The following is a 15,692-nucleotide window of genomic DNA, read 5'->3' as shown; positions in this document are numbered from 1 at the left end:
CCAAGGTCCGGGAGCGCCGGCGCCCGGAAGGTGTGGCGGTTCCCCAGGGCAGTCTTGAAGATTGCGGGTGCCGCGACAATGTGCGCCGCCCATACATGAAAGGCCGTGGATGTGTTGGCAATGGATACACGCCGCGACATCACCGGCTTCAACCACTGCCGCCTGCGCAAGGAGCCTGTCCTCGCCCTCGCAAGACCTCGCGCAAGCGCTGGTGCGCAGCACCCTCCCACGCAACCGGCTGCTGGTTCTTCGCCTGCACATAGTGATGCGTGAACACCGCCAGGTAAGCCTCCAGCGCCTGGCCGGCAACTGGCTCGCCCGCCAGCCCCATGCACAGCGCGGCCACCTCGCTGGTGCACAAGTGACCATCGCGCCCGGAGCGGCGCAGCTTGTATTGCGATACCTGCCCCGCCTCCAGGCTCAGCACCGGGAACCGGTCCAGGTAAGGGCTTCTGCGAAACATCTTGCGCGCCTCGGTCCAGGTCGCATCCAGCAGCACGAACAGCGGGCGCTTTTCTTCGGCATGGCCGGCAACGTCATGCACCACCCGCCCGGGCGCCACGTACTGGCCCGGAAACACCACATAGGGTTGCCACTGCGGATCGTCCAGTAGGGCCAGGAGCTCGGGGTCGGGTTCTGTGCGCGACCAGCTGAAGGCAAAGGTGTCGGGCACCACATCGGCGACCAGCCAGCCGGTGTTGGTGGGCTTGAGCGGCTCGATGTCGGCCATGAGCAGGCACACACCGGCGCGCGTGTTGGCAAGCGTTGGGCGCAAGGCGCACATGCAATGGGTAGGCGCCAGGCGGCAGTTCGCGCAGCGTTCGCTCTTGAAGCCGCCATGGGCGAAAAGCGGCTGGGTGCTGCGTGCCAGGCGCGCGGTGCGCAGGCGGGATACGGCGTGGGGCATGCAGCAATTTTCAGCGATGCATGCGCCCTGCCCCCGCCTCCGCTGAACCGCGCCCCACTTCGCTTGGTCAGCCCAGCGCCTTGACGCCTTCCGCAGCGACCTGCGCATCCTGCGTCGACTGCATGCCCGACACGCCGATGGCACCGACCAGCTGGCCGTCGACAATGAGCGGCAGTCCGCCTTCGAGCGGAATGGCGCGCTGCGTCGCCAGCAGGCGCAGATGCAGGCCGCCCTGGGTCAGCGCCTCCTCGAAGGCCTTGGTGGGCCGCTTGAAGCGCACGGCGCTCTCGGCCTTCTGCTGCGCGATGTCGATACTGCCCGTCTGCGCGTGATCCATCTTGTGCAGCACGACCAGGTTGGCGCTGCTGTCCATCACGGCGATCACCATGGGCCAACCGTTGCGCTGGGCCTCGGCTTGCGCGGCCGACGCCACCCGCTGCGCCAGGGCGAGCGAGATCGGCGGACCGTAGCGGACGACCGGATTGCTCGTTGTTGCTGCTGTTGTCGTTGTTGAAGTTGCGGCTGCAGTCATGCGATGAACTCTCTCTTTCGAAGGAAGGTGATGAAGAACGCCGCGGATGGTAGGAATCGATAGACTCGCCGCCAATTCCCGATTTGCGCCCAAGGGTTGTGCAGAAAAACACCACCGTCGATCCGGCACCCGCTGCTTCATCACCCGCCGCGCCTGCCGCATGGGACGACGTGCGCTTCTTCCTCGCCGTGGCGCGCGACGGGAGCCTCTCGGGCGCCGCAAGAACATTGAAGGTGGAACACTCCACCGTGGCGCGCCGGGTCGGCGCACTCGAATCGAGCCTGGGCGTGCGCCTGTTCGACCGGCTGCCGCGCAGCTGGGCCTTGACCCGCGAAGGCGAAGCGCTGGTCGAGCCCGCGCAGCAGCTCGAGCAGCAGGCCCTCGCGTTCAGCCGCGCCGCAGCGTCGACCTCGGGCCTCGATGGGCGGGTGCGCATCTCGGCACCGCCGATGTTCGCGAGCCAGTTCCTCGTGCCCCGGCTCGCCGGCCGGGCGGCGCAATGGCAGGGCATCGAGCTGGACCTGGTGGGCGAGTTCCGTACGGCCAATCTGCATCGCCGCGAGGCGGACCTGTCGCTTCGCTTCATGCGTCCGCAAGAGCCGGGCCTGGCCGCCCGCAAGCTCGGCAGCCTGGGCTTTCGGCTCTATGCGGCGCCGGAGTGGCAGTCGCGCCCGCAGACGGAATGGCAGTTCCTCGGCTACGGCGAGCCGCTGGGCGACGTGCCGCACCAGCAGGTGCTGGCGAAGGTTGCCGACCACCGGCCTTTCGTGCTGCGCAGCAACGACCTGGCCGCGGTGCACCGCGCCTGCCGCGCGGGCCTCGGGCTCGCGATGCTGCCGAGCTTCCTTGCACGGCCGGACGGCGGGCTGGTCGAGATGCCGGGATTGGACGCGCCCGTGTCGCGCGAGATCTGGTGCGTGGTGCACCCCGACGTGCGGCGCTCGCCGCGCGTGCGGCGGATGGCGGACCTGATTGGCGAGCTGATCGAGGAAGCGGCTGGCGAGTTGGCTTGACGCGAGCGGCTAAGCGTCGAACGCTTTGATGGCCGGATAGAACGTGCTCGACGAATACGGCGCGCAGCTGCAGTGCCCGGCCAGCAACGCATTCGGATCGTCCTGCACCGAAAAGCGCCGGCCCTCGTTCTCGCGGCACCAGGCGCACTCGTCACCGGTGTGAGCCAGCGTCAGCATCATCTCGCTGCAGAACCCGCGCATATTGACCACGGCGTCATGGCGGGCCTTGTGCAGCATCGCGTTCCTGTGCAGCTCGTCCGCAAAGGCGGCCAGCGTGCGGCGCGGTGACAAGGGGGCACGCAACAGCTCGGCGGCGCGGATGTTCAGCGCCAGGTCGGCTTCTTCCTTGGCGCGCGCCTGGCGCTGGTCGATCTGCAGGCCCGGCGCCTGGGCAAACTGCTGCAAGTATTCCGCCATCACCGATTCGCCGCGCGGCGTGAGCTTGCCGCTGCCGCGGATCGCCTGCGCCAGGTAGTGCGCCAGGGGCAGCGGCTGCGCATCGGGGCTCGTCGGGTTCGGTACCGTGGGGGGCGAAGCATTGCCGAACAAGGACCTGAACAGTTTCATGATGAGCACGCCGGCGGCGCCAGGTTAGTTACTTCGTGCTACATGATGCCAGACAGCTTCCATCCCCACAGCAGGAGCATCACGGCCACCGCCAGCCAGATCAGAGCGATGGCCACGGCGCCCGCCAGGCTGCGCGGCTTCGATGCCTTGTCCGCCATCCACTGCTCCGCCTGGCTGCGCGAATCCTGCAAGACCTCCGGCGGCAGCATCCGCACGGTGAGCCAGATCAGCACGGGCAGCAGGATGACGTCGTCCAGGTACCCGAGCACCGGAATGAAGTCCGGAATCAGGTCGATGGGGCTGAGCGCATAAGCCACGACGAAGGCGCCCATGGCCTTGGCGTACCACGGCGTGGCGGGGTGCGAGCGGGCGAACCACAGCGTCATCACGTCGCGCTTGATTTGGCGCGCCCAGGCGCGGCTCGTGTCGAGAAAGCCCATTGAATCGACTGTACCCGCCGCGTGCTACCTTCGCGCCCGATGAACCGACGACGACGACACCTGCTCCTGCTCGCTCCGGCGCTGGCCCTCGTGGCGGCCTGCGGCAAACGCCAACCAACTTCTGCCGCCACGGCCCTGAAACCCGGCGCACGCGTGCTGGCCCTGGGCGACAGCCTCACCGTGGGCTATGGCGCGATGCCAGAACAGGCCTGGCCCGCCCTGCTGGCAGGGCTCACAGGCTGGCAGGTCGACAACGAAGGCGTCAATGGCGACACCTCGGCCGGCGCGCTGCAGCGCCTGTCGGCCCTGCTCGCAGCCAACAGCTACGACGCCGTGCTGGTGGGCATCGGCGGCAACGACATGCTGCGCGGCGTGCCGCAGCAGGCCACCCGCGACAACGTGGCCGCCATCGTGCGCGCCGCACTGGCGCACACGCCGTATGTCGCCCTGATCGCCACGCCGGCCCCGGAGGCATGGCGCGCCGCAGCCGGGTCGCTGAGCGACGCCGGCTTCTACGCAGAGGTGGCGGCCGCCGAGAAGGCGCTGCTGATCCCGGACGTGTATTCCACCGTGCTGTCCGACGCGGCGCTGCGGTCCGACCGCATCCATGCCAATGCGCAGGGCTACGCCGCCATGGCGCAGCAGCTGGCCGACAAGCTCAAGGCGGCCGGCTGGCGCTGAACACTGCCGGCTTGCCGGGCGCGCAGCAGCAGAACCGCGCGCCCGCCGACCATCAGAACTGGTCGGCCATGCCCATCGCCGGATCGCTCACCGCATGGCGGCCGGTCTCGACCCGGCCGGCCAGTCGCCGGTAGAAGGCGGCATCCGCATCGCAGTTCACCGCAAAGTCATACCACTGGCCGCTCGACTCCAGGCGCCAGCGCATGGTGGCCTCCTCGCCGCCGTTCACGCGCACCGACCAGCTGCCGTCGCGGCCGTGGCCCTGCCCGGCGTTGTTGCCGTCCTGCGCATTGCTGTGGCCGGCGGGGCCCAGCAGATGCGGCAGCGCGTAGGCCTTGTTCGACTGCACGGCGAAGCGGCATTCGCGCGCGCCTTCGTTGCGCAGCTGCAGCAGCAGCTCGCCGCGCTTCACGTCGTAGCCCACGCGGATTTCGGGCGCTGCGGCACCGCCGGCGCGCAGGGTGTTGAGGTTGCCCTTGAACTGGCGGTGGTAGCCGTTGGGGCCCAGCACCCACAGGTCGTACAGGCCGGCGTCGTCGGCCATCGCGTTCCAGTCGTCGTTCAGCTGCTTGCCGGGCTCGACCATGAAGCGGCGCGGCAGGCGGTCGGCCAGGTGCAGCTTGTCGTACACATGGAACACGGCGGCCGCCTTGCCGCTGTTGGCAAACAGCAGCTGCACGCGCCCGGCGGCCGCGTCGCTGCGCGCGCTGGTGTGCAGCTCGTAGGGCAAGGCGCGCGAGGGCCGCACGCCGGTGGCCTGCCTGGGCAGCGCGGCGTCGATGGGCGGCGTGATCTTGGGCAGCGCCTGCTGCGCGGCGGTGCGCGCATCCACCTCGGCCTTGGTGCTGCGGCCGGCCAGCGTGGGCAGCGGCTCGTCGTTGGGGCGGTCGAAGTTGAAGGCGCTGGTGAGGTCGCTGCACACTGCGCGGCGGTAGTTGCTGATCTGCGGCTCCTTCACGCCGAACACCTGCTCCAGGAACATCAGCGTCGACGTGTGGTCGCACACCTGCGAGTTGACCCACCCGCCGCGGCTCCAGGGCGAGACCACCCACAGCGGCACGCGCGGGCCGGGGCCGTAGGGCCGCCCGTCCTTGGCCGGCTGGCTGCTCGTGGCCGGCGTGTAGTCGTGGTATTCCACCGCCACGTCGGCCGCGGCCATGGTGGTGGCGCCGGCCAGCGTGCCGTCGGCATTGCGCGAGGGCGCCGACGGCGACGGCAGGTGATCGAAGAAGCCGTCGTTCTCGTCGTAGTTGATGAGCAGCACGGTCTTGCTCCACACCTCGGGGTTGGCGGTGAGCGCGTCCAGCACTTCCTGCACGTACCAGCCGCCCTTCACCGGGCTCGACGGGCCGGGGTGCTCGCTGTAGACCGAGGGCGCGATGATCCACGACACCTGCGGCAGCCTGCCGGCCTGGATGTCCTCGCGGAAGGTCTCCAGGAAGCCGTAGGGCATGGTGTTGTGAAAGCCCTTGGCCAGCGGGCTGAGCGCGTCGTCCACGGCCGCGTCGTAGAACGGGCCGGCAGCGGTCACCGGCTGCGTGATGTCGGTGGCCGGCACGTACAGCGGGCGGCGCGCAGCCGGCATCTGCTCGATGGCGGCGCGCCAGTGGCGAAAGCTCATCATCTCGTTGCAGCCGTAGTTGTCGATCAGGCTCTGGTAGACCTTCCACTTCACGCCGGCCTGCTCCAGCCGGTCTGCATAGGTGGTCCAGGTCCAGCCGGCGGTGGATGCGCCGATGTCGTTGCCGCCGTTGAACTGGTTGTTCAGCGCCGCCACTTCCACGCGGCTGCCGTCGATGGGGCTCACGCCGTTGGGGCCATTGGTGCCGGTCCAGTAGAACAGGCGGTTGGCGATGGTGCCGGTGTGCATGCCGCAGTGGTAGTGGTCGCACAGCGTGAAGGCCTCGGCCAGCGAGCGCTGGAAGGTCACTTCCGCTTCTTCGTAATAGCCCAGCGACAGCAGGTTCTTCGAATCAGGCCACTTGAACATGCGGCCGTGGTCCCACGCGGCCTGCGAGTCATTCCAGCTGTGCGGCGTGCTGCCGGCGCGCTGCGCGTTGCCCTTGCTCTCGTCCAGGTGGTAGGGCACGTAGGTGGTGGGCGGCGTGGTCTTCGTGTAGGTCTGGTGGAACACGGTCTTGCCGTTGGGCGCCGGCACGGCGAAGCGGTCGCCGAAGCCGCGCACGCCCTTGAAGGTGCCGAAGTAGCCGTCGAAGGACCTGTTTTCCATCATCAGCAAAACGACGTGCTTCACGTCCTTGATGGTGCCCGTTTCGCGATGCGCCGGAATGGCCAGGGCGCGGCGGATGCTGGGCGGAAAGGCAGTCAGCGTGGCGGCGGCAAGGCCGGTGCCGGTGGCGCTTTGAAGAAAGCTGCGACGAGTGGTCATGGGGTGATGAATCCTGTTGTTCGGATGTTGTTGTTCACGGGACGTTCAAGGGGCAAAGCGCACTTCGGAGTCGCTGCTCTTGGCGGACAACGGCGACGCGGATTTGTCTTCGGGTTTGCTGGACGATGGCGCGCTGCTGGCGGTGGCGCTGCCGGCGCCGCTGGCGTCGCTGCCGCCGCTGCCGCCACAGGCCGCCAGCATGGCGAGCAGGGAGAGCGCAATGCAGGCGCGCCATGGAATGGACTTGGACATGTAAGCAAGACTCCTTCTTCTTGATTTCGGAGGTGCAGGCGCGTGCGTGCACGCCAACGCATGCGCCCCTGTGCCGCCGTGGCAGCGACAGGGGACAAAGCCTCCTGGTGGTTCTTGGAACAGAGCGTTGCCTTGCCTGACTGACCGACTGACAAGGCAGCAGCTAGGCTAAGCATTCGCCGTGACAGGTCAACGAACTTGCGATGACATCGGCGAAGCTGATGCGTTCACGGCACGAACTGTTGCCACATGCAACGCGCGGCGCGAACTTATGAATTCATCGCGGGCAGCGAGGCCGTGAATTCGCGCAGGCAGGCGATCAAGGCCTTGGGCGCCTCGATCGAGAGCAGCTCGCCGCTTCCCTTGATCACGCTGCCGCGCACATCGCTCGCACCAACGGCCTTCAGGCCGTCGACATAGGGCGCGATGGGCCGCCGGTCCGCGTCGCCGCGCAGGTACAGGATGGGCGTGTCGATCGGCTGGTGCCGGCTGTTGTGCCGTGCATCCGCGGGCATCGCGCGGTACCAGCCGAAGCCGGTCTTCAGCGCGCCGGTGGCCGTGTAGCCGAGCACGAACTGGCGGCGCAGCGCATCGTCGATCTTTTCGGGGTGGGCGCTCAGCGTGTCGATGAAGTAGTCGAAGTAGACCCGCTCATGCCCTGTCACCAGCTTCTCGGGCAAGCCCCGGATCAGGTGAAAGGCGAAGTGCCAAACGCGCTCGTCGGTGAGCACCTGGCGCCAGGGGTCGAGGCCGGGAATCACCGTGTTCATGATGACCGCGCCGCGGATGCGGTCTGCAAAGTCGCGCGCCGCGGCGAAGGCGATCATGCCGCCCACGTCCCCGCCCGCAATGGTGATGTCGCGCGCCCCTGCCGCCTGCGCGGCGTCGAGCACGAGCTGGGCGATCTCCGCCTTGCGCGTCGGCGCCTGGATGGGCGAGGCCGATTGGGCGATGCCCGGAAGATCGAAGGCCAGGACATGGTGATCCGCGGCCAGCGGCTCGATGACCGGCTGCCACACGGCACTCGTCAGCGGCCAACCGTGGAGCAGGACCAACGCCGGGTGACGCCGGTCGCCGGCCTGCAGCGCAGCAAGCCGATGGTGGTCGAAATCGACAAGAACCTGTTCGGGCATGGGGGCACCACCACTGTTGCTGCACGCCACACCGGGAATGGGTCAGCGCGCGTGCTCGGGCGGCGGCGTGCCCGGGGGCTCCCGCACCGGCACCGGCGGCTGGGCCGGCGGATCCTCGATGTCGGGACCGGTGGGCGAGCCCGGCGGCTCGGTCGGGTCAGGCGGCAGTTCGATGCCGGGCACGTCGGGGCCGGGAAGGGGCGGCACCGGTTGCGGCGCCGGCACATTGCCGCCACCGGCCCGGCTGATGCGCGATTCGCTTGGCATCTTGGAGAGCCCTTCCTACTTCCCGAACACGAAGACGCATTCGGCCGGCAGCGGCCACACGCGCACCATTTCGCAGCGCAGTTCGGCGCTCGGGCTCCAGGCCACCAGGCTCTGGCCCAGCGCAGCCGAGGCCTGGGCATTGGATTGCTCGCTCCAGAAGAGCGCGATGGCCACCCCGCCGACCAGCAGCACCACGAGAAGCACCAGCATCCAGCGCCGGGGCGCCTTGCTCTTGACGATTTCTCCGCGTTGCATGGGACGAGACTCCGAGGAGGAGGACAGCTTGGATACCCAAGCGTAGGACCGCCGCCGGCGCATGCCTGTCGGACGCAGCCCCTAGTGCAGGTCAACGATCCGCCACGGCCACCGACAAGCGGGCTGGGCACCGTCTCACATGCGTTGCCTTCCCGCCGCCCCAAAGTGGTGGCATCTGCTCTTTCATTCTTCCCAGGAGATATGCCCATGGCAACCAGCAGCATCCTCGGCGGCAAGCGTGCGCCCGCCGAGCCCCAAGGCAAGGACGTGGACGCGCTCGGCCCGAGCGACAGCAGCGACAGCGGCAGCGATGTGCAGACCGACCGCCATCGCACCGCCCTGCCCGACGAAGGCTCGGAAGGCGCCTATCCCATTGCGCACGACAGCACCACCGATGCCGCCGGCACCGGCGAGCGCGCATCGGCGGACCCGCTAGGGCCGCCCCGCCCTCTCGAAGCGCGCCGCGCGCTCAGAGGTACTTGAACAGGGCCAGTCCGCTCAGGGACACGAAGGTCTGCTGCGCGGCCTGCAGCGCCGTCTGCCGCTGCGTGAATTCGGAGATGGCGTCGTAGTAGTCCAGGTCCTCGATTTCCGACAGATAGCTCTTGTCGATCAGCGTGCGGGCTTCGCCGCCGCTGTCCAGCTGCTCGAGCTCGCTCATGCGCGAACCCACCGAGGCCCGGATGGTCAGCACGTTGTCGTGCGCGTTGGTGATCTTCACGTTGGCGGTGCTCAGCGCATTGAGCAGCTGGGACTGCGCCTGCGCGCCGCCGCCCTCCAGCGGCTTCTTCAACGCCGTGACCAGCTCGCCCAGCGTCGCGAAGATGTCGGTGCCGGCATTGCGCGCGGTGGAGACGTCGAAGCTGTCGCCGTCGGCCGGCTGGCCGCTGATGCTCATCGACAGGCCGCCGAAGCTGATGGGCGTGCCTGCCGCATAGGGGCCGGTGGCCACCACGGTGGGGGGCGTGTCCTTCGTCTGCACGCTGTAGTTGCCGCCCGCGAAGCTGATGGTGAAGTCCTTGCCGTAGGCGGCGGCGGTGGCGTCGGTCACGCTCACGGCGCCGAACACGCCGGTGCCGGTGTTGGCCGCGGCGCCCGAGGCCACGTACCCTGCCCCGCCCTGCACCGACTGGAACACGCTGCGCCCGTCGTCGGTGGTGGCCATCTGGCGCGCCACGTCCACCTGCATCAGCCGCTGGCCCTGGTCGCCCAGGTACTGGTAGCCGCCGCCGGCCTGCTGGGCAAAGGGCGCGGTGGCGCTCTTGAAGCCCGCGAAGATGAACTGGCCGTTGCCGTCGTCCGCATTGGCCAGGCCCACCAGCTGGTCCAGGTTGCTCTGGATGGTGGTGGCCAGGGACGCGCGGTCGGCGTCGCTGAGCGTGCCGTTGCCCGCCTGCACGGTGAGCGTCTTGAGGTTCTGCAGGACCGAGACCACGCTCTGCAGCGCGTCTTCCTCGCGCGAGAGCATGGCCGTGGCCTGCGAACGGCTGGCCGCGTACTGCGCGCCTTCCGACAGGGCCTGGCTCACGTTGAGCGCGCGCGCCGCGCCCACCGGGTCGTCCGAGGGCGTGAGGATGTTGCGGCCGGTGGCGATCTTCTGCTGCAGGCGGAACAGGTTCAGCTGCTGCGAGCCCATGGCCGACTGGCTCTGGTCGTAGAAGGTCTGGGTGCTGATGCGCATCATCATGACTCCTTGAATGCGTTCTTGTCGTGGCCGCCGGCTCAGCCGATGCCGAGGATGGCGTCGAACATGGCCTGCGCGGTCTGGATGACCTTGGCGTTGGCCTGGTACATCTGCTGGAACATCAGCAGGTTGCCGGTCTCCTCGTCCTGGTTCACGCCGGAGACGGATTGCTGGCTGGCGCGGATCTGCGTGGCCAGGCTGTCCTGCGTCTTGCTGGCCACCTGCACTTCCATGGCGCGGTTGCCCACTTCGCTCACCAGCTGCGCATAGGCGCCGTTGAAGGTGCTGGTGCCGCCGCCGATGGTGGTCTGGCGCTGCAGCGCGCCCAGCAGCAGCGCATTGCTGCCGTCCGACACGCCGGCTGTGTTCTTCGAGATGCTGAAGGTGTCGCCCTGCGCCGGCGCACCCTTGAGCGTGACGCTGATGCCGTCGAAGCTGATGGCTGCGCCCGCGCTGTAGGGCACCGGGGTGCCCGCGGCATAGGTGTTGACCGTGCCGTCGGCCGCCGTCACCGTCACGGCGGAACCAGCGGGAAAGCCCGACAGCGTGCCCGTGGCGGCGTCGTATGCCAGCGTGACGTTGGCTGCCAGCGGCGTGGCGCCATAGCCGGCGCCGATGGTGGCGCTGCTGATCGAGCCCGTGCCCATGTTGCCGGCGGCGCTGCCGGTGACGACCGGCGAAGCCGCCGCCACCTTGGCCGGGTCGCGCACCAGCACGTCCACGTCGCGCGCGCCGGTGCGGGTGGGCTGCACCAGGAAGGAGTCGCCGGCGGCGGCGGTGCCGCCGGCCGAGTCGAGCCGCACGCCGTCGAAGTCGATGGGAAAGCCGGTGGAATTGGCCACCACCTGGTTGTCCGACATGCGCGTGACCACATAGGTGGGCGTGCCGGCCACGTCCTTCACCTGCACCTTGTAGTCGCTGGTGCTGAGGCTGCCGGTGTCGGTGATGCTCGCTGCGAGCTGCAGGTCGCCCGCGTTGTGCGTGTTGGTGAACACGCCGGGCTGGGCCACGCTGAAGAAGTCCTGACCCAGCAGGCCTTGGAGGTCCACGCCCAGCTTGTGCTGCGCATTGAAGGTGTCGCCCAGGGCCATGGCCAGGCGGCCGATGGCGTTCTGCGTGGGCGTGAGCGTCTCGGCACGGAAGGCCATGAGGCCGCCCAGCGATCCGCCGGTGAACACGCTGTCGGCCACTTCCACCTGGTTGCCGGCCGGGCCGGTGATGGCGATGGACTTGCGGGTCGGGTCGGCCGCCGAGGTCACCGCCGCCACTTCGGCCGCGCGGTCGCCCAGCACCAGCGACTGGCCGTTGCCGATGAACACGTTGTACTTGCCACCGTCGGTTTCCAGCACCTTCACGTCGACGATCTTGCTCAGCTCGCTCACCAGCTGGTCGCGCTGGTCCAGCAGGTCGTTGGGCGGCTGGCCGCCGGCCATGGCGCTCAGCTGGCTGATCTGCTGGTTGAGGTTGGCGATCTGCGTGGCATAGGTGTTGATCTGGCCGGCGCTGGCGGTGATCTGGTCGTTCACCGACGCGTTCATGTCCGTCAGGTACTGGTCGGTGCTGCGGAACTTGTTGGCCAGGGCCTGCGCCGAGCTGATGAGCTGCTGGCGCGCCGCCGGGTCCGCCGGCATGTTGGCCACGCCTTGCACGCTGTCGAAGAAGCCCTGCAGCAGCGGCTGCAGGCCCGAGGTGCGGTCGGCCAGCAGCGAGTCGATGCGGTTGATCTGCGAGGCATAGGTGGACAGCGCGGCGGCCGACGAATCGGCGGCCGCCAGCTGCGCCGTCAGGTAGCGGTCGTAGCTGCGGGTCACCGTGGTCACGACCGCGCCGGTGCCGAAGAAGCCCGCGCCGGTGGCGTTGGGCGTGGAGGTGCTGATCTGCGCCACCTGGCGGCTGTAGCCCGGCGTGTAGACGTTGGCCGTGTTGTGGGCCGTGGTCAACAGCGCGCCGCGTGCCACGTTGAGGCCGCTCAGGCCTGTGAGGAACAAGTTTCCGGACATGGTGCTTCGGGGAAGTGGGGGTTGGACTTGTGGCAGCCGCCTTCAAGAGAAAGAAACGAGCCGCTTCAAGTGGGATATCGGCAGGCCGGCGCAAAGCTGAAGGGCTGCGCGCCGGCCTGGCGGCTCGCCCGCGCCTTCAGGCCGCCTGCAGGCGGAACACGCTCACCGCCTGCACCAGGCCGCCGGCCTGCTCCTGCAGCGAGGCGGCCGCTGCCGCAGCCTCTTCCACCAGCGCCGCGTTCTGCTGCGTCACCTGGTCCATCTGCGTGATCGCCTGGTTGATCTGCTCGATGCCCGCCGTCTGTTCCTGGCTGGCCGCCGTGATCTCGCCCATGATGTCGGTCACGCGCTTCACGCTGCCCACGATCTCCTGCATGGTCTGGCCGGCTTCGCCAACGAGTTCGCTGCCGGCTTGCACCTTGCCCACCGAGTCGTCGATCAGGCCCTTGATTTCCTTGGCGGCTGCGGCCGAGCGCTGCGCCAGGTTGCGCACTTCCGCTGCCACGACTGCAAAGCCCCGGCCCTGCTCGCCGGCACGGGCGGCTTCCACCGCCGCGTTCAGCGCCAGGATGTTGGTCTGGAACGCGATGCCGTCGATGACACCGATGATGTCCACGATCTTCCTGGACGACTCGTTGATCGAGGCCATGGTGTCCACCACCTGCCCCACCACCGTGCCGCCCTTCACGGCAACTTCAGATGCCGATACGGCCAGTTGATTGGCCTGGCGCGCGTTGTCCGCGTTCTGCTTGACGGTGCTGGTCAGCTGCTCCATCGAGGCAGCCGTCTGCTCCAGCGAGCTGGCCTGCTCTTCGGTGCGCGACGAAAGATCCTGGTTGCCCGTGGCGATCTGGCCCGAGGCGGTCGCGATGTTGTCGGTGCCGCTGCGCACCTCGCCCACCACGCGGGCCAGGCTCTGGTTCATCTCCTTGAGCGCGAGCATCAGCTGGCCGGTCTCGTCCTTGCTGTCGACCTCGATGTGCGAACCCAGGTTGCCGCCGGCTACGGTCTCGGCCACCTTCACCGCCTCGCCCAGCGGGCGGACGATGCTCACCGTCAGGCGCCAGGCGCACAGCGCCGCCGCCACCAGCGCGACGACGGACAGCACGATGAGCGAGCGGCGGCCGGTCTGGTGCTCGTGCGCAATGGCCTTGGCCGCCGCGTCGATCTGCGCCTGCTGCTGTTCGCCCAGGGCGATCAGGCTGGCCTCGTAGGCCGCCAGCTTCTTGCTCAGCTGCTCGTCGGCCATGCGGGCGGCCGCGTCCCATTCCTTGTCGGCCTTGAGCTTGCCGACGGCATCCACCATGTCGAGCACCTCCTTGCGCACCGCGCCCATCTGGGCGTAGAGCTTCTTCTCCTCGGGCGAGTCGAGCATGCCCTCCAGCTTCTTCTGGATCGGCGAGATGCGGGCCGAGCCTTCGCCGATGCCCTTCTTGTAGTACTCCTCGTACGCGGCGTCGGTGGACTTGACCATGGCGTAGGTGCGCACGATGTTGGCCTTGACCTCGCTGGCCCATTGCGCCACCAGGCGCTCCTTGACCTGCGGGCCGTTCACCATCTCATTCGTGGCACTGCCCACGTTCTCCAGCCGCAGCAGGCCGGATGCCGCGATGAAAGCCATCAGCAGCAGCACGACGGCAAAGCCCAGGCCCATGCGGGTGCCGATCTTCAGGTTCTTCAGGTTCATTGACTTCTCTTCTCTGTCTTTCTTGTTTTGCTTGTTCAGAACTCGGTCCAGTCGCCTGCGGCGCTGGAGGCGCCGGACGGGGCCATGGCGGGCTCTGCGCGAGTGGTTTCGCGAACGCTTGGCTTGGCTTTGGCAGAGGCCCTGGCCTTGCCTGCCGGTGCAGTGGCCTTGCGCGCAACGGCCGTGCCGGCCGGCTTGCGGGCCGCAGGCGCCGCCTGCGATGCGCCGCCCATGCGGAACACGCTCACCGCCTGCACCAGGCCGCCGGCCTGCTCCTGCAGCGAGGCCGCAGCTGCAGCCGCCTCTTCCACCAGCGCCGCGTTCTGCTGCGTCACCTGGTCCATCTGCGTGATCGCCTGGTTGATCTGCTCGATGCCCGCCGTCTGCTCCTGGCTCGCGGCCGTGATCTCGCCCATGATGTCGGTCACGCGCTTCACGCTGCCCACGATCTCCTGCATGGTCTGGCCGGCTTCGCCAACGAGTTCGCTGCCGGCTTGCACCTTGCCCACGGAGTCGTCGATCAGGCCCTTGATTTCCTTGGCCGCTGCCGCCGAGCGCTGCGCCAGGTTGCGCACTTCGGCGGCCACGACTGCAAAGCCCCGGCCCTGTTCGCCGGCACGGGCGGCTTCCACCGCCGCATTCAGCGCCAGGATGTTGGTCTGGAACGCGATGCCATCGATCACGCCGATGATGTCCACGATCTTCCTGGACGACTCGTTGATCGAGGCCATCGTGTCCACCACCTGGCCGACCACTGTGCCGCCCTTGACCGCCACTTCCGAGGCCGACACCGCCAGCTGGTTGGCCTGGCGCGCGTTGTCCGCGTTCTGCTTGACGGTGCTGGTCAGCTGTTCCATCGAGGCGGCCGTTTCTTCCAGCGAGCTGGCCTGCTCTTCGGTGCGCGAGGACAGATCCTGGTTGCCCGTGGCGATCTGGCCCGAGGCGGTCGCGATGTTGTCGGTGCCGCTGCGCACCTCGCCCACCACGCGGGCCAGGCTGTCGTTCATCTCGCGCAGCGCTTCCAGCAACTGTCCGGTCTCGTCGCGCGAATCCACCACGATGCGGCTGCCCAGGTCGCCGCCGGCCACGGTGCGGGCCACATCCACCGCCTGCCCTAGCGGGCGGACGATGCTGCGCGCAATGAGCAAGGACGCCGCCACACCCGCGACCAGCGACACCGCCGCGAACAGCATCAGCGTCATGAAGCGCTCGGCCGAGGCCTCGCGCGCCGCGACCACGGCCGCGTCGATGGTCTGGCGCTCGTGCGAGAGCAGGTCCAGCACGCGCTTCTCGTAGGTCTTGGCGGCCGGCATGAACACCTCGTTGAACTGGCGCTCGGCCAGCGCAGCGTCGCCGGCGGTCTTGGTGTTCATCACCAGTTCCTTGGCGCTCTGGTACTTGGCGCGCAGCTCCCCGATGTGCTTGAAGATCGCGCGTTCCTCGTCGGTGACCAGCAGCGGCTCGACCTTGGCCATGGTCTCGCTGCCCTTCTTCGAGCTGGCCGCGATCACCTCGGCAAAGGTCTTGGACAGCGCCGCGTCGGTGCTGCGCGCGATCAGCTCGGTGCGGGCAATGGCCGAATAGGTGAGCACGTACCAGTCGGACACCAGCCGCTCCTTGGCGAGCGGCCCCAGCACGGTCTGCTGGGTGGTCTGCGCGCTGCTGCGCATGCTCTGCAGCGTGAAGGCGGTGGAGGCCAGCGACAGGACCAGCACCAGGCCGAAGCCCAGGGCCAGGCGCCTGCCGATCAGCATGTTGCGAAGGAATTGCATGGTCGTGCGCCTGTTCAGAATTCGGTCCAGTCGCCGGTGCCGGCGGTGGCGGGCTGGGGCGTCGGGTCGGCGGGCTGCACCTCGGCCTGCGCCTTGGCGCTGCGGGCCTTGCC

At 68.5% G+C, this 15,692-nt stretch carries 16 protein-coding genes; 3 read left to right on the top strand and 13 right to left on the bottom strand.

All coding sequences use genetic code 11. The annotated features are described in order from the left end of the window. Nucleotides 1–148: 148 nt before the first annotated feature. Nucleotides 149–907, bottom strand: a complete 759-nt coding sequence (locus VSO01S_RS12645; RefSeq protein ID WP_068642874.1) for a tRNA-uridine aminocarboxypropyltransferase — start codon at nucleotides 905–907, stop codon at nucleotides 149–151. Nucleotides 908–974: 67 nt separating this feature from the next. Further along, nucleotides 975–1,439, bottom strand: coding sequence for a GlcG/HbpS family heme-binding protein (locus VSO01S_RS12640; RefSeq protein ID WP_068642872.1), 465 nt, complete (start codon nucleotides 1,437–1,439; stop codon nucleotides 975–977). Between the two features lie 98 nt (nucleotides 1,440–1,537). Between VSO01S_RS12640 and VSO01S_RS12635 the strand changes: the two genes are divergently transcribed. Further along, nucleotides 1,538–2,452 (top strand): LysR family transcriptional regulator, encoded by a 915-nt coding sequence (locus tag VSO01S_RS12635; RefSeq protein WP_068642870.1) that lies wholly within the window; start codon nucleotides 1,538–1,540, stop codon nucleotides 2,450–2,452. A gap of 9 nt (nucleotides 2,453–2,461) precedes the next feature. On the opposite strand, the gene VSO01S_RS12630 is transcribed toward VSO01S_RS12635, so the two are convergent. Next, complete coding sequence (locus VSO01S_RS12630; protein WP_153305246.1) at nucleotides 2,462–3,019, bottom strand: hypothetical protein; 558 nt, start codon at nucleotides 3,017–3,019, stop codon at nucleotides 2,462–2,464. Between the two features lie 38 nt (nucleotides 3,020–3,057). Then, nucleotides 3,058–3,459: a YkvA family protein gene (locus VSO01S_RS12625; RefSeq protein ID WP_068642866.1), complete on the bottom strand. Its 402-nt coding sequence runs from the start codon at nucleotides 3,457–3,459 to the stop codon at nucleotides 3,058–3,060. 39 nt (nucleotides 3,460–3,498) lie between these two features. On the opposite strand from VSO01S_RS12625, the gene VSO01S_RS12620 reads away from it, so the two are divergent. Then, nucleotides 3,499–4,140, top strand: a complete 642-nt coding sequence (locus VSO01S_RS12620) for a GDSL-type esterase/lipase family protein (RefSeq protein ID WP_068642864.1) — start codon at nucleotides 3,499–3,501, stop codon at nucleotides 4,138–4,140. 52 nt (nucleotides 4,141–4,192) lie between these two features. Here VSO01S_RS12620 and VSO01S_RS12615 read toward each other — a convergent pair whose 3' ends face one another. From VSO01S_RS12615 to VSO01S_RS12600, 5 genes are all read right to left on the bottom strand, one after another. Next, entirely contained in the window at nucleotides 4,193–6,529 is a 2,337-nt protein-coding gene (locus tag VSO01S_RS12615; protein ID WP_068642862.1) for a phosphocholine-specific phospholipase C, read from the bottom strand. Between the two features lie 45 nt (nucleotides 6,530–6,574). After that, entirely contained in the window at nucleotides 6,575–6,781 is a 207-nt protein-coding gene (locus VSO01S_RS27835) for a hypothetical protein (protein ID WP_174544727.1), read from the bottom strand. 269 nt (nucleotides 6,782–7,050) lie between these two features. Further along, entirely contained in the window at nucleotides 7,051–7,914 is an 864-nt protein-coding gene (locus VSO01S_RS12610; RefSeq protein WP_068642860.1) for an alpha/beta fold hydrolase, read from the bottom strand. Between the two features lie 42 nt (nucleotides 7,915–7,956). Continuing rightward, entirely contained in the window at nucleotides 7,957–8,181 is a 225-nt protein-coding gene (locus VSO01S_RS12605; protein WP_068642858.1) for a hypothetical protein, read from the bottom strand. 15 nt (nucleotides 8,182–8,196) lie between these two features. Continuing rightward, nucleotides 8,197–8,436: a hypothetical protein gene (locus tag VSO01S_RS12600; protein WP_068642856.1), complete on the bottom strand. Its 240-nt coding sequence runs from the start codon at nucleotides 8,434–8,436 to the stop codon at nucleotides 8,197–8,199. 207 nt (nucleotides 8,437–8,643) lie between these two features. Between VSO01S_RS12600 and VSO01S_RS12595 the strand changes: the two genes are divergently transcribed. Further along, entirely contained in the window at nucleotides 8,644–8,919 is a 276-nt protein-coding gene (locus tag VSO01S_RS12595) for a hypothetical protein (protein WP_245684195.1), read from the top strand. Here the strand turns inward: VSO01S_RS12595 and flgL are convergent. The 4 genes from flgL to VSO01S_RS12575 all read right to left on the bottom strand — a co-directional run bounded on the left by flgL (nucleotide 8,906) and on the right by VSO01S_RS12575 (nucleotide 15,579). Then, the gene (flgL, locus tag VSO01S_RS12590; RefSeq protein WP_068642935.1) at nucleotides 8,906–10,117 is read right to left on the bottom strand and encodes a flagellar hook-associated protein FlgL; all 1,212 of its coding nucleotides are present in this window, start codon (nucleotides 10,115–10,117) and stop codon (nucleotides 8,906–8,908) included. The two genes, VSO01S_RS12595 and flgL, sit on opposite strands and share 14 nt — an antisense overlap. Before the next feature lie 41 nt (nucleotides 10,118–10,158). After that, nucleotides 10,159–12,120: a flagellar hook-associated protein FlgK gene (gene flgK, locus VSO01S_RS12585; RefSeq protein WP_068642854.1), complete on the bottom strand. Its 1,962-nt coding sequence runs from the start codon at nucleotides 12,118–12,120 to the stop codon at nucleotides 10,159–10,161. Between the two features lie 136 nt (nucleotides 12,121–12,256). After that, nucleotides 12,257–13,807 (bottom strand): methyl-accepting chemotaxis protein, encoded by a 1,551-nt coding sequence (locus VSO01S_RS12580; RefSeq protein WP_068642852.1) that lies wholly within the window; start codon nucleotides 13,805–13,807, stop codon nucleotides 12,257–12,259. A 35-nt stretch (nucleotides 13,808–13,842) separates the two neighbouring features. Further along, entirely contained in the window at nucleotides 13,843–15,579 is a 1,737-nt protein-coding gene (locus VSO01S_RS12575; RefSeq protein ID WP_068642850.1) for a methyl-accepting chemotaxis protein, read from the bottom strand. Between the last annotated feature and the right edge of the window lie 113 nt (nucleotides 15,580–15,692).

The organism is Variovorax soli NBRC 106424 (assembly GCF_001591385.1).
In the GTDB taxonomy this organism is placed as follows: domain Bacteria; phylum Pseudomonadota; class Gammaproteobacteria; order Burkholderiales; family Burkholderiaceae_C; genus Variovorax; species Variovorax soli.
The sequence above is the reverse complement of the archived record's forward strand: the minus strand, read 5'-3'. Positions and strand labels throughout refer to the sequence as shown.